This is a genomic window from Corynebacterium sp. NML120713 (assembly GCF_001875735.1).
Lineage (GTDB): Bacteria > Actinomycetota > Actinomycetes > Mycobacteriales > Mycobacteriaceae > Corynebacterium > Corynebacterium pseudogenitalium.
The window spans coordinates 126,790-141,907 of record NZ_MLCR01000010.1; the positions used below are offsets into that span (position 1 = coordinate 126,790).

4 protein-coding genes are annotated in these 15,118 nt (G+C 58.1%); all 4 read left to right on the forward strand.

All coding sequences use genetic code 11. From position 1 onward, the window contains the following. Window positions 1–465 precede the first annotated feature (465 nt). Window positions 466–5,889 (forward strand): Rib/alpha-like domain-containing protein, encoded by a 5,424-nt coding sequence (locus tag BJP06_RS05165; protein WP_071573079.1) that lies wholly within the window; start codon window positions 466–468, stop codon window positions 5,887–5,889. A 547-nt stretch (window positions 5,890–6,436) separates the two neighbouring features. Continuing rightward, a complete protein-coding gene (locus BJP06_RS05170; protein ID WP_071573080.1) occupies window positions 6,437–11,464 on the forward strand; it encodes a putative Ig domain-containing protein in 5,028 nt (1,675 codons plus the stop codon). 988 nt (window positions 11,465–12,452) lie between these two features. Beyond that, complete coding sequence (gene pta, locus BJP06_RS05175) at window positions 12,453–13,796, forward strand: phosphate acetyltransferase (protein ID WP_071573081.1); 1,344 nt, start codon at window positions 12,453–12,455, stop codon at window positions 13,794–13,796. Next, window positions 13,797–14,999, forward strand: a complete 1,203-nt coding sequence (locus BJP06_RS05180; RefSeq protein ID WP_071573082.1) for an acetate kinase — start codon at window positions 13,797–13,799, stop codon at window positions 14,997–14,999. It abuts the gene before it with no gap. Window positions 15,000–15,118: the final 119 nt, after the last annotated feature.

Here is a 15,118-nt window from a genome sequence, read left to right on the forward strand (position 1 = left end):
GTCTGGAAAACTCGGGGAGGAACTCGTTTCGGCAATTACCGGATAAGACGCTGAACTAAAGGTCTGATGCAAATGTCGTGAGCGCTACGTTTGTGTTTCGTTCGATGTGTTTAGGTTTTATTCCCGTTGGGGCTCAAAGAATGTTTGGCGGTAATCCGCTTGGCTGCTGTTGAAAGTCAAAAGAAATAGGGCCGTTATCAATTCATTCTTAAAACGCTTTAACCAAAAGAAAAGTAACCGGCCGGGGATGGGGTTTCAGTTTGAGTCGATGCAGGCTGCCGTGGATTACGGTCGAATAGGCGCTGAATACGGGCGGAATTGCGCAAGTTTCTTGCGAAAAAGGATTCCCGGAACGGTGCACTCCTGTCGATATTGTTTAGTTTCGGGAAAGGTCTGTGCACCTTATTGACGGGCACGGACACAACTTTCTGGACATTCAGATCTTCGGGAAGAAGGAAGAAACATATGCGAAAGAGCATCACGGCACGTCGCGGCACTTCGATTGCCGCCGCGGCGTTGTCCTTTGCACTGGTGGCCCCGCTGGCCCAGCCGGTTGCGTTTGCACAAGACAACCCGCCGGCTTCTGCTGCTCCTGCCTCAAGTGCTGACAAGGGCGCGCAGCAAGGCGAGGGTAAGAACAAGCAGGTGCCAAACGCCATCTTTACTAAGGGCGGCTGGCGTGATTTCTATGGCTATCACGGCTGGGCGTACATCAATAAGGATGGCCGCCACGATGACTTGTCTTCGAACAATGAGCCGCTCAAGGGCAATGTCATCTACCTGCAGTACGTGACCAAGAACGGTGAGGTCTCGCCGACGTTCTATACCACGACCGATTCCGAGGGTCGCTTCTCCTTCGACCTGTCTGAAAACGTGACCAACGAGGTCGACGCGCCGCCGTTCTGGCTGGCCGCCGGTGGCGTTCGCGTCCGCGTGTGGGGCGAGAACCCGGATCCAAGCAAGTACTCGGTGGTTGCCGCGGGTGACTTCAACTCGGGTCGTTACACCTCGATTACGGACCGTGTGCAGGAATCTTGGAACTTTACTGCAGGCCCTGCTGGTTCCCGTATTACCAACGGCCGTTTTGTGCTGGAAGAGAAGCCGAACCACGTTGGTTGGTTGGCTAAGCCGGAGAAGGATTGGACCCGAGCCCTCGATGGCGAGACTGGTGAGCCGACGGTTGATGGTCAGTTCCCGTACTACGGAGACTTTGGCGCGATCAAGAGCATTGCCCACCCGAACGAGTCCATGGTGTGGTGGGAGACTGGTGAGTCTGCCGGTACCTTGCCGGGTTACTACAAGTACCAGCCGAGCCGCGGCGATCGCGCCGCTGGCGGAATCGAGATTGTCGCGTCGTACCTCAACGACGAAGTCGCGCGTCAGATTGACGCCTGGAAGAACGAGAACCCGAACTACACCGTTGAGCAGGAGCGTGCGAACCAGGAACGCATCATCAAGGCGTACCAGGATGAGCACGGCGAAGGCTCCCACATTGCGGAGACCGTGGTTGCCCCGTCTAAGGACGACGGCACGATTTACTTGCCGTTCAAGGGCACGCTGGGCTACTCGCGCGACAAGGCCAACTTCGGTGTGAACAATGTGGTCAGCGACGAAGACTGGGGCAAGGTCGCCGACGACTATCAGAACCAGTGGGTCAACGTGTTTACCGGTGCTTCGCTGTACGACGTGCGCCACATCAACACTGACTACATGTACATCTACCCGAACATCGAGGGTCGCGACGTGAAGAACTCTGCGTTCGTCGCCAACATGTTCATGAACTACGGCGACCAGGGCACCGTTATTGCTGGCGCGAACATGAACGGTCTGCAGTTCCCGTTGATGACTGCACAGCCGATCTTCGATATTCCGGAGTACAACTCCTACGACAACAAGGGTCGTCCCGGCTCCAAGGTGACCACGAAGACGTCCGGCCTGCTGCCGAACACGGAGTACGCAATCCGTTGGTACGCCACCGCCCCGGACGGCACCCAGACCGAGATCAAGGATGCACTATGCAAGATCAAGAGTGACGACAAGGGCGCGCTCAAGTCTTGTGACTTCCAGGCTCCTGAAGACCTGAAGGAGACCACGGTCTACACCGCTGCGCTGGTCTCTGTTGACCCGGCTTCCGGCGAGCCGTCTGATCGATGGGAGATCGCCGACTCCTTCACGGCTGTTGTGCCTGAGCCGCTGCCGTTGGGTTCGGTGGGAACCGATTTCCCGGATAACGACGTCACACCGCTGTTCAAGGATCTGCCGGGCAACATGAAAGAGGGCACTGAACCAGTGTTCTCCGCGAAGGATCTGCCAGCTGGCCTTGAGATCGACCCGAAGAGTGGCAAGATCACCGGCAAGCCGACCACCCCGGGTACCACTGAGGTCATCGTGACTCGCGAGGTTGAGGTCATGGTCGAGCAGGATGTGCCGGTGCTTGGCGACGATGGCAAACCGGTCTACGAAAACCCGGACGAGGCAGATCCGGAAAAGCGCGTCGAGAAGACCGAAAAGAAACTCGTTCCTCAGAAGCGTAAGGAGCAGGTGGTCACCAAGATCACGGTGACGGACACCAAGCTTGCCGACGGCGTCGTCGGCGAGGACTACAAGCAGGAAGTGAAGCCGGAAGGCTTTGACAAGCTGCCACAGGGCTTCGAGCTGAAGAAGGGCTCTATCAAGGTTGAGGGCCTTCCGGAAGGGCTGGAGTTCAAGGGCGGCACAATCACCGGCAAGCCGAAGAAGACGGTTGACGCTTCTGAGGAAAAGCCGAATGTCACCGTCACCTACACGTTGGTGGATCAGGACGGCAACGAGACCGAGCACACCGACGTTGTGCCGTTGAAGGTCACCGACCAGGCCGGCAAGTACGACCCGAAGGGTAAGGACCAGGAGGTTGCGAAGAACTCCGAGCCGAAGGCTGAGGATTCGATCGCGAACAAGGACGAGCTTCCGGAGGGCACCAAGTACACCTGGAAGGATGCTCCGAAGACCGACACCTCTGGTGACAAGCCAGCTGTCGTTGTTGTGACCTACCCGGATGGCACCACCGATGAGGTACCGGTGACGGTGAAGGTCGCTAAGGATCAGGCTGAGCAGCACGACCCGCAGGGTAAGGACCAGGAGGTTGCGAAGAACTCTGAGCCGAAGGCTGAGGATTCGATCGCGAACAAGGACGAGCTTCCGGAGGGCACCAAGTACGCCTGGAAGGAAGCTCCGAAGACCGACACTTCTGGTGATAAGAAGGCTGTGGTTGTTGTGACCTACCCGGATGGCACCACTGATGAGGTGCCGGTGACGGTGAAGGTCGCTAAGGATCAGGCTGAGCAGCACGACCCGCAGGGTAAGGACCAGGAGGTTGCGAAGAACTCTGAGCCGAAGGCTGAGGATTCGATCGCGAACAAGGACGATCTTCCGGAGGGCACCAAGTACGCCTGGAAGGATGCGCCGAAGACTGACACTTCCGGTGACAAGTCGGCTGTGGTTGTTGTGACCTACCCGGATGGCACCACTGATGAGGTGCCGGTGACGGTGAAGGTCGCTAAGGATCAGGCTGAGCAGCACGACCCGCAAGGCAAGGACCAGACGGTCGAAACCGGCAAGAAGCCAGAACCGAAAGACAACGTCAAGGATGCGGACAAGCTGCCGGAGGGTACGAAGTTTGAGTACAAGGAGGCTCCGGATACTTCGACTGCTGGCGATAAGCCGGTGACCGTCATCGTGACTTACCCGGATGGGTCTACCGATGAGGTGCAGGCCAAGGTCGTTGTCCAAGACAAGATCACGCAGGCTGACCAGCACGACCCGCAGGGTCAGAATCAGACGGTCGAGACGGGCAAGACCCCAGTGGCGAAGGACAGCGTCAAGGATGCGGACAAGCTGCCGGAGGGTACGAAGTTTGAGTACAAGGAGACCCCGGATACTTCGACTGCTGGCGATAAGCCGGTGACCGTCATCGTGACTTACCCGGATGGGTCTACCGATGAGGTGCAGGCCAAGGTCGTTGTCCAAGACAAGGTCACGCAGGCTGACCAACATGATCCGCAGGGCCAGGACCAGACGATTGAAACCGGCAAGAAGCCGGAACCGAAAGATAACGTCAAGGACGCGGACAGCCTGCCGAAGGGCACGACGTTCAAGTACAAGGAAGATCCGGACACCTCTACCGCTGGCGATAAGCCGGTTACCGTTATTGTGACCTACCCGGATGGTTCCACCGACGAGGTGCAGGCCACCGTGAAGGTGGAGGAGCCGAAGACGGAGGATCCGAAGCCACAGCCGGAGCAGCCGAAGAAGTCGGACGCCGATACCTACGAACCACAGGTCAAGGACAAGACCGTCGCTCCGAACGAGGTACCTGAGGCCAAGGACCACGTCACCAACATCGACGAGCTGCCGGAGGGCACGACCTTCGAGTACGAGCAGGCTCCGGACACCTCCACTGAGGGCGACAAGCCGGTGACCATCGTCGTCACTTACCCGGATGGCACCACCGACAAGGTCAACGCCAACGTCAAGGTGCAGAAGAACGCAACCGACGCCGACAAGAATGACCCACAGGGGCAGGATCAGAAGGTCGAGGCCGGTGGCACCCCGGATGCGAAGGGCAATATTAAGGACGCCGACAGCCTGCCGAAGGGTACGACGTTTAAGTACAAGAAGACCCCGGATACCTCGAAGCCGGGTGTCTACGACGTCACTGTTATTGTGACCTACCCGGACGGTTCCACCGACGAGGTGCAGACAACCATCACCGTCGGCGCTGACGCCGAGCGCTTCGTGCCGAAGTACGACGCGCTCACCGAGGTGCCGGTTGATGGTGAGAAGAACACCAACGACCCGTTCGGTGCCAAGGCACCGGTGAAGAGTGCTGAGGCGAAGAAGTCGCAGGGTGCTGACAAGTGGGCGTTCACCCCGCAGGAGAACGGCGTGCTCAAGACGAAGGCGCCGTCGATGAAGGATGTCTCTGATGAGTTCGCGGCGAAGCTGCCGGAGCTGAAGAGCACCGAAGTTGATAAGCGCTGGGACAAGTTCTTCGAGACGTTCACGCCGTTCGCTCGTCCGTCTGTCGAGGTTGGCTTCACCTATGAGGACGACTCGACGAACAGCGCGACCGCCAACTTCGACCTGATCGGCAAGGATGGCAAGTCGTTGCTGGATCCGAATGGCGACTTCGATGGTGACGGCGTCACGAATGAAGCTGAGATCAAGGCTGGCTCGGACCCGGCAAACGATGGTGAGAAGCCAGACACCACTGCGCCGACGGTGAACCCGATTACGGCGGGTGACACGAAGATCTCCGGTAAGGGTGACCGCCCGAACGAGACGATCATCGTCACGCTGCCGAATGGCAAGGAGCTTAAGGCGACGACCGACGCGAACGGGAACTGGTCCGTTGACCTGCCAAAGAGCGTTGAGCTCAAGCAGGGCGACAAGATCAACGTCAGGGACGGCGCTGACAATAAGGCAAAGACCGTCACGGTTGCTGGCAAGGTCAACGCTGGTGCCTGTGCAGCGTCTGCTGTGGGCTTCGGTCTGCCGCTGATTGCGCTGCTGCCGCTGGGTCTGGCCTCCCAGATCCAGATCCCAGTCCTGAGTGACCTCGCTGGCCACGTCGAAGCACAGCTGCAGGCTGCGAACACGCGCATCCAGCAGCAGGCTGGCATCTTCAACCCGGAGATGGCCCGCCAGGCAGAGCGTATCAACGCGCAGCTGCGCACGGTTGGCGCTGACCTCGGCATGGTTGTTGCGGGAATTGCGCTGATCGCCGCAGGCATCCTGGCCGGTACGGTCATCTACGATAACTGCAAGCCCGGCGGTCCTTCCTCTTCGGTGAAGGACCTCGAGCTGCAGGGTTCGTCCGGTAAGACGACGAAGCTTTCCTCGGAGAAGTAACGCGAAGGCTCCTGCAAAGCCGACCGCAAATGCTGTCCCGAAGACGCCTGCGACCGAGACGCCAAAGAAGTAAAAGGACCACGGTGTAGCCCCTCCCCCATGCAGGGGGCTACATTAATTAAATTTGGCCTAAAACATCGGTAAGAAAATTAAAGTTGTTGCCTATTACTATTGCTGTAATAGACGACAACTTTTTCTTTCAATTATTGAAGCTAATTATTTCGACAAATGTTAACATTCGCCTTTTAGTTTAAATGAACTGGTCCTAATGAGATGGCGTCGAATAGTATTCCATATGGGTACTGAATTGTAGTAATAGAAAAACTACAGTTTCCAAGCTGCGCATTTCTGGCAATTGTCATTGTGTCGACTGGAGAGTTAGAAACGTACTGTGGGGACTCTGCAGTCTTTATGGGTTGATACAATTTACAATGAGTGACTAGACCCAGTCCGACCTTCACCTCGACGACCTGCGGTAGTGCGGTTTTAGGGCTTTTGGTCAGTGAAGTTGAAGTCACATTAATTGGACAATATGGAAGGAATGTTTATGCGAGGCCAATATAAGGCACGTCGTGGCACGTCGCTTGCTGCGGCTGCGTTGTCATTTGCATTGGTTGCGCCGCTGGCGCAGCCGGTTGCGTTTGCGCAGGATGTGCCAGTTGTCGCGGCTGGTGCAGAGGCTCCTGCAGCGGCGCAGGGCAAGAACAAACTTGTCCCGGACGCCATCTACACCAAGGGTGGCTGGCGTGATTACTACGGCTACCACGGCTACGCCTACATCAACAAGGACGGCCGTGCGGACGACCTGGCGGACAGTAATGAGCCGTTGAAGGGCAACGTCATCTATCTGCAGTACGTCACGGGCAAGGGTGAAGTGTCCCCGGTGTTCTACACGCTGACGGACTCGGAGGGTCGTTTCTCTTTTGATCTTTCAGAAAATGTCACCAATGAGTATGATGCACCGGCATTTCACCTCGCTGGCGATAGTAACCTCAGGGTCCGCGTGTGGGGTGAAAACCCTGACGAGAATAAGTACTCGGTGGTCATGGCTGGTGACATGGAGTCTGGTCGCTACACCACGCGTACCAACCGTGTGCAGGAGTCGTGGAACTTCACCGCCGGCCCGTCTGGCTCGCGTATTACCAACGGGCGTTTCGTGCTGGAGGAGAAGCCGAACCACGTTGGCTGGCTGGCAAAGCCTGAGTCCGAGTGGACCCGCGCGCTAGACGGTGAGACCGGTAAGCCGACGGTTGATGGTCAGTTCCCGGACTATGGCAACTATGGCACCATTAAGAGCCTTGCTGCTCCGAACCAGTCGCAGGTGTGGTGGGAAAACGGTGAAGATGCCGGTTCTTTGCCGGGGTACTACAAGTACCAGCCTGGTCAGGGCGACCGTGCAGCCGGTGGTGTAGAGATTATTGCTTCCTACCTCAATGATGAGGTTGCGCGTGAGTTGGATGCGTGGAAGGAAGCGAACCCTGGCTACACCGTTGAACAGGAGCGTGCCAACCAGGAACGTATCATCACCGAGTATCAGAAGGAGCACGGTGAGGGTTCGCATATCGCTGAGACGGTAGTTGTGCCGTCGAAGGATAATGGCAAGATTTACCTGCCGTTTAAGGGTACGTATGGTGTCTCGCGCACGCAGGAAAACCAGACTGCACAGTTGCGCAACAAGCTTGAAGAAGGCGATTTCGGCAAGGTTGCTAAGACATTTGAGACCGAGACTGGTGCTTCTCGGTATGGTGCGTTCTCTGGTGGCGCAATTAACTCGGCGAAGCGTCGTCACATTAACACGGATTACATGTACATCTACCCGCGTATTGAGGGTCGGGATGTGAAGAATTCGGCGTTCCCGATGAACATGTTCCAGAACTATCAGGACCAAGGGGCGATTGCTGCAGGGTTCAATATGAACGGTCTGCAGTTCCCGTTGATGTCTGCGCAGCCAATCTTCGATATTCCTGAGTATGACTCTGCGAACAACAAGGGTCGTGCGGGTTCGAAGGTGACCACCAAGACGGCTGGGTTGATGCCGAATGCGGATTATGCGATCCGTTGGTACGCAACTGATCCTTCGGGCAAGCAGGTTGAGCTCAAGGACAAGATGTGTAAGTTCAAGAGCGACGACAAGGGCGCCTTGAAGTCTTGTGATTTCCAGGCTCCTGAAGACCTGAAGGAAACCACTGTCTACACGGCCGCTGTGGTCAGTGTGGATCCTGCGTCGGGTGAGCCTTCTGATCGTTGGGAGATCGCGGACTCGTTTACCGCTGTTGTTCCTGCACCACTGCCACTGGGTTCGCGGTATGACGAGTACAAGGCTGAAGACGTCGCTTCGATGTTTGCCAAGGCACCGGATAACCAGGTTGAGGGCACAGCTCCGAAGTATTCTGCCGAGGGGCTGCCTGAGGGTCTGACGATTGATGAGGCAACCGGCAAGATCACGGGTACTCCAACCAAGGCTGGTACCACTGAGGTGACCGTCACCCGTGAGGTTGAGGTCATGGCGGACAAGTACGTTGGTGTCACCGATAAGGATGGAAACCCGGTCTACGAGAATCCGGACGAGGAAAACCCAGCGAAGCGTATCCAGAAGACTGAGAAGTCCACTGTGCCTGAGAAGCAGCAGGAGCGTGTCGTCACAAAGATTGTGATCACGGATACGCCGCTGGAGGCTGGCACTGTTGGTGAGGAGTACACCCAGGATGTGAAGCCGGAGGGCTTCGGTCCGTTGCCGCAGGGCTTCGAGCTGAAGCAGGGCTCGGTTACGGTTGAGGGTCTTCCGGAGGGCTTGAAGTTTGAAAACGGCAAGATCACTGGTACGCCGGAGAAGGCTGTTGAGGCTTCTGAGGAGAAGCCGAATGTGACAGTGAAGTACGTTCTGGTTGATCGTGATGGCAACGAGACCGAGCACACCGACATCGTCCCGCTGGCTGTGAGCGTTAAGACCACGGTCGACGAGTCTGGTAAGAAGCCGGTTGATCCGACTGATGAGAAGCAGGGCACTGGCGTCATCGTCAACAACCCGGATGATGACACCAAGGTTTCGGCTAAGGATGAGGACGGTAAGGATGTTCCTGCCGTGATCAATCCGGAGACCGGTGAAATTGAGGTCACCCCGGGTAAGGACGTCGATGGTCCGATCAACGTGACTGTTGAGGATCCGGATCTTGACGGTGGCAAGCAGGATGTTGAGGTTGAGGTCAACGGCCACAAGAAGGGTGTTGACGACAACGACTCCGACAAGACCACAGTCGACGAGTCTGGTAAGAAGCCGGTTGATCCGACTGATGAGAAGCAGGGCACTGGCGTCATCGTCAACAACCCGGATGATGACACCAAGGTTTCGGCTAAGGATGAGGACGGTAAGGATGTTCCTGCCGTGATCAATCCGGAGACCGGTGAAATTGAGGTCACCCCGGGTAAGGACGTCGATGGTCCGATCAACGTGACTGTTGAGGATCCGGATCTTGACGGTGGCAAGCAGGATGTTGAGGTTGAGGTCAACGGCCACAAGAAGGGTGTTGACGACAACGGCTCCGACAAGACGCCTGAGACTTCGGTCGTTCCTGGTGATAACACGACGGTTCCGGCTGATAAGACGCCGCATGAGGTTGGCAAGGTTGAGAACCCGAAGGGTGATGAGTCCGGCAAGCTTGTTGACAAGGACGGCAACGAGATTCCGGGTTCGAAGGTCGAGATCGACGAGGACGGTAACGTCAAGGTGACGGTGCCGGAGGGTACTGATCCGCAGGATGCCAAGGTCATTGTGACTGATAAGGGTGGCAAGACTGTTGGTGAGATCGATGTGAAGATCGTTGACCCGAGGTCTGATGCTGCGAAGTTCGTGCCGAATTACGGTGATCGTAAGAACGTTGAGGCTGGTAAGACTGAGCCGTCGAAGAAGCCGTTTGAGGGCAAGACCGATGTTCCTGTGAAGTCGGCGAAGTCCACGCCGTCTGAGGGTTCTGAGGATTGGAAGTTTGAGACTTCGCAGACCGATGGTGTTGTCACGGCGACTTCCCCGACCTACGAGAAGGTTGGTGAGAAGATTGCTGAGAAGATGCCTGAGCTGAAGGAGACTCCGAAGGAGCAGCGTTGGGATAAGTTCGTCAAGGACTTCACTCCGATGGCGAAGCCGGATGTAACGGTTGATTTCGTCTACGACGATGGTTCTGAGAACTTTGGTAAAGCTGGTTTCGATCTGGTTGGTAAGGATGGTAAGTCCTTGCTGGATCCGGATGGTGACTTCGATGGTGACGGTAAGAAGAACCGTGACGAGATCGAGAAGGGCTCCAACCCTGCTGATGGGACGAGCACTCCGGATGAGACCGCTCCGACCATTGATAAGGTGACGGAGGGTGATAAGACCATCAAGGGTTCGGATGATCGTCCGAATTCGAATGTCACGGTTGAGTTCCCGGATGGTACGAAGAAGACGGTACCTACCGATAAGGACGGTAACTGGAAGGTTGATGTTCCGTCTGGTACGGAGCTGAAGCCTGGTGGCACGGTTACGGTGACCGACGAGGCTGGTAACGAGTCGACGGCTGAGGTTCAGCCGAAGCCGGAGGATGGCGACGGCGACAACCCGCAGACCCCAGGCGAGAATCCCGCACCGGCTCCTGGTGACAGCCTGGACTCCCTGGAGTTTAAGTACCCAGACGAGACCAAGGTCAAGCCTGGTGCGAAGGGTCAGGCTTCCCCGTCCTTTACCAAGGATGGCAAGCCTTACACGCCAAAGGGCATCAAGGCTCAGGATGCGAAGGCTAAGGGTGCTACTGACTGGCAGTTCGGCACGAATGGTCCGGTAGTTACCGGCCAGGCACCGTCCATGGACCAGCTGACGAAGCAGTTCACTGGCAAGTACGGACAGCCGGGTGACGCACGTCGTACGCTGACCTTCGAGCAGTTTAAGAAGGACTTCGGTGATGTAGCGAACCCATTGGCGAAGTTCGGTGTCACTGACGGCAAGAACACCAAGCCAGGCGAGGCGCAGTTCCGCCTGGTTGGTCAGGATGGCAAGTCTATCCTGGATCCGAGCGGTGACTTCGATGGTGACGGTGTTCCAAACGGCAAGGAAATTGAAAAGGGGCTCAACCCGTTCGATCCGAAGGAAAACGGCTTCGACGCTGGTCGCTGTGCCGCATCCGCTGTTGGCTTCGGTCTGCCGCTGATTGCGCTGCTGCCGCTGGGTCTGGCTTCCCAGATTCAGATTCCGGTGCTCAGCGATGTGGCTGCTCAGGTTGATGCTCAGCTGCAGGATGTGAACACTCGTATCCAGCAGCAGGCTGGCATCTTCAACCCGGAGATGGCTCGTCAGGCTGAGCAGATCAACGCGCAGCTGCGCACGGTTGGTGCTGACCTGGGTATGGTCGCTGCAGGTATCGTGCTGATCGCCGCTGGCATCTTGGCTGGCACGGTCATCTACGACAACTGCAAGCCTGGTGGTCCTTCCTCTTCGGTCAAGGATCTGGAGCTGAAGGGTTCGTCTGGTAAGACGACGAAACTGTCGTCGAAGAAAGACAACGCGACCCCTACCACTCCAGCTAAGCCGGAGAAGAAGCAGAAGTAAGAACAACGTTTAGCCCACAGTCGCCCCTTGTGGGAGATCGCGGGCTAAACACTTACTGACCGCTTTGTGAGAAAAGCTGCTGTCCGCCGTTGTGGCGGGCGGCAGCTTTTGCGTTGTTGATGGACACCGAAGGCGAGCCGGTGCCTGATACGAATATCGGTGCTGGGTAGGGTCGGTTTTTGTGCATCAGTACATTGACGACGTTGCTGGGTGCTGCCAACCTGTTGGCGTGAGTCTGAGCTGCTTGGAATTTCGCAGGATTGAGAAGCTTGAGCCCAACCCTTCTTCACTAATGAAGGGCTTTCGTTTCCGGGCCGTTGACTATGTCTACCATCGCTAGCAAGCTGTGTAAGTACCCCGTCTGCTACCTACTGCTGGGATGAAGGTTCGCGGACGTAATGGCATAATTGCAAACATCACGACTAGCCGTCATTTCCGATAAGGAAAGGCGGCTGGTTCTCTTTCTGCCCTTAAGCCGTCGCAAGTCGGATGAAGCCACGAAGGCCGAAATAGGGCGAAGTAGTTTTCCTGGTGGTTGACTATTAGGGCCACGGGTCCAACGCTTACTGGCCGTTTTGCGTTGTTGCAAGGTGGGGGCGAGCCGGTGCAGGATAGACCGATTTTCGAGTCTTCCTGCAGCGTTCTGGGTGCGGGAGTTTGAAATTATTTCCCGGTCATGTTGAAAATCGGGAACGTTCTTCGTGGACAGGAGTCGCCACCTGCGAAGACGCGAGCGTCGGTCGACCGGAACCGGACTGATAGCCAAAATGGTTCCCGAGCGCGGGAACTTTTTGCAGGTTACTGCAGTGGGAGCTGGCCAGCACCGTCACACCGCACAAGAAACAGCCCGTCCACCCATCACCACAAGTGAGATCCAACGACCAATTTCAGAGAAATGTGAACTGTGTCCCAAAATAACGCGCGCGTGTTGTGGTGGGGCTGTAGAATGATATGCATTTATGTCCGCCACGATTCTAAAGGTTGGGTTATGGCTCATCATCTACTGCTTACCTGCACTAACACGAACCTCGGCAGTGCTGATACTGACGCGCTCGCGGCGCAGCACGGCCTGCGCACCGTCTGCGTCGCGGGGGAGACGCTCGCCGAAGCCTACGCTGCTTGCGCCGGCCAGGAACAGTCCACCTTGTTCGTGGGGCAAGGGGGGTGCTCCTTTGATGCGGAGCTCGCTGCGGCACTCGGTGCGGCGGTCATCGTGCTTGTCGACGCCCCGCAGCGCGCTACCCTCGCGCAACGGACTGTCGAGCGCTCCGGTGCAATGCTGCTCGCGGCGGTGACGGACGTGCAGGAAGCGGCCGACCTGACTATCCCGGAGGTCGCGCCGGTGATGTCCCCGCTGGTCTTCGGGTCGCATTTGCTGGGTCAGGCTCGCGAGGTCGGCGCGCACATCGTACTGCCGGAAGGCGAGGAGCCCCGCGTGCTTGAGGCGGCGCACAGGTTGTTGGAGGGGGGCGTCGCGAAGCTGACGTTGCTGGGCGCACCCGACGCGATCGCCGCGAAGGCGCAGGAGCTGGGGCTGGACGTGTCGGCGGCGACGCTGCTGGATCACCGCACCTCCGACCTGGTCGAGGAGTTTGCGCAGACCTTCGCCGAGTTGCGTAAATCCAAGGGCGTGACCCTGGAGCAGGCGCGCGAGGTAATGCAGGACGTGTCTTACTTCGCCACGATGCTGGTGCACACTGGGCGCGCGGACGGCATGGTCTCGGGCGCGGTGCACACTACGGCGGAGACGATTAAGCCGGCGTTCCAGATCATTAAGACGCGGCCGGAGGCGTCCGTGGTGTCGTCGATTTTCCTGATGGTGATGCAGGGCCGCCTCTGGGCGTTTGGCGACTGCGCCGTCAACCCCAACCCGTCCGCGCAGCAGCTCGGCGAAATCGCCGTGAGCTCCGCGTTGACCGCCGCTCAATTCGGTATTGACCCGAAAGTCGCGGTGCTCTCCTACGCCACGGGCAGCTCCGGCGCGGGCCCTGACGTGGAGCGCGCTGTCGAGGCGGTTGCCGCCGCCCGCGCTATTGATTCCGACTTAATTATTGACGGCCCCCTCCAGTTCGACGCTGCGTGCGATGGGGGCGTCGCGAAGCAGAAGGCGCCGGACTCCCCGGTGGCGGGGCAGGCGAACGTGTTCATCTTCCCCGACCTTGAGGCGGGCAATGCCGGGTATAAGATCGCGCAGCGTACTGGCAGCGCGCTGGCCGTCGGCCCGATTCTGCAGGGGCTGAACAAGCCGGTCAATGACCTCTCGCGCGGCGCAACCGTGGACGACATTGTGAACACGGTGGCCGTGACCGCGATTCAGGCAGGGGTGAAGTAAATGAGCTACGTACTGGTGATTAACTCCGGTTCCTCCTCTGTGAAGTTTCAGATCGTCGACCCGAATTCGGACGCCTCCGATCCGCCGTTTGTTGCCGGGCTGGTGGAGCAGATCGGGGAGCCCCAAGGCCGCATCACCATCACACACGGCGAGGACCGCTGGGTACTGCAAAAATCCATCCCCACGCACAAGGAAGGTTTGGAGGAGGCGTTCGAGCGCCTGGCGCTGCGCGGCGTGAGCCCGCGGGAGCTTGACGTGGTGGCGGTGGGGCACCGCGTGGTGCACGGCGGCATGGTGTTCAGCCAGCCTGAAATCATCGTGGACCCGGTGGTGGACATGATTCGGGAGCTGGTGCCGCTGGCACCGCTGCACAACCCGGCCAACATTGACGGCATCGAGGTCGCCCGCGAGCTGCTGCCGGACATCCCACACGTCGCGGTGTTCGATACCGGTTTCTTCCACTCACTGCCACCGGCGGCCGCGTTGTATGCCATCAACGCCGAGGTGGCGAGCCGGAACCAGATCCGCCGCTACGGCTTCCACGGCACATCCCATGAGTTTGTTTCCAGCCAGGTGCCGGGGCTGATCGGCACGGACCCGGACCATACCCGCCAGATCGTGCTGCACCTCGGCAACGGTGCTTCGTGCTCGGCGGTGGCGAACGGGCACGCGATTGATACGTCGATGGGGCTGACCCCGCTAGCCGGCCTGGTAATGGGGACCCGCTCCGGGGATATCGACCCGGGCGTGATCTTCCACCTCGCGCGGCACGGCGGCATGAGCATCGACGAGATCGACGAGCTGCTGAACAAACGCTCCGGCGTCAAAGGCCTAGCCGGCGTGAACGATTTCCGCGAGCTGCGTGCCATGATCGAAAACGAGGATGGCGACGCCTGGCTGGCCTACAATGTCTACATCAACCGGTTGCGCAGCTTCATCGGCAGTTACATGGTGGCACTCGGCAGGGTGGACGCGATCACGTTTACCGCCGGGGTCGGCGAGAATGACAAGTTTGTGCGCGCGGATGCCCTGGACAACATGGAGGCGTTCGGGGTGAAGATCGACCCGGAGCGCAACTCCTTGCCCAACGACGGCCCGCGCATCATCTCCGCGGACGATTCTCGCGTGAAAGTCCTCGTCGTCCCCACGAACGAGGAGCTCGCCATCGCCCAGAAGGCGGCGGCGCTTGCGCGCCGCGCGTAGCCTCCCGTGCGCCTGCCTGTCATTGTTCAACACCTTTGTTGTATGGCCGTTATTCGTTAGAATTTAAAACGGCATGTCAATAGCTGTAAAGGCAAATGTCTGCATAGTGAGTACACTGA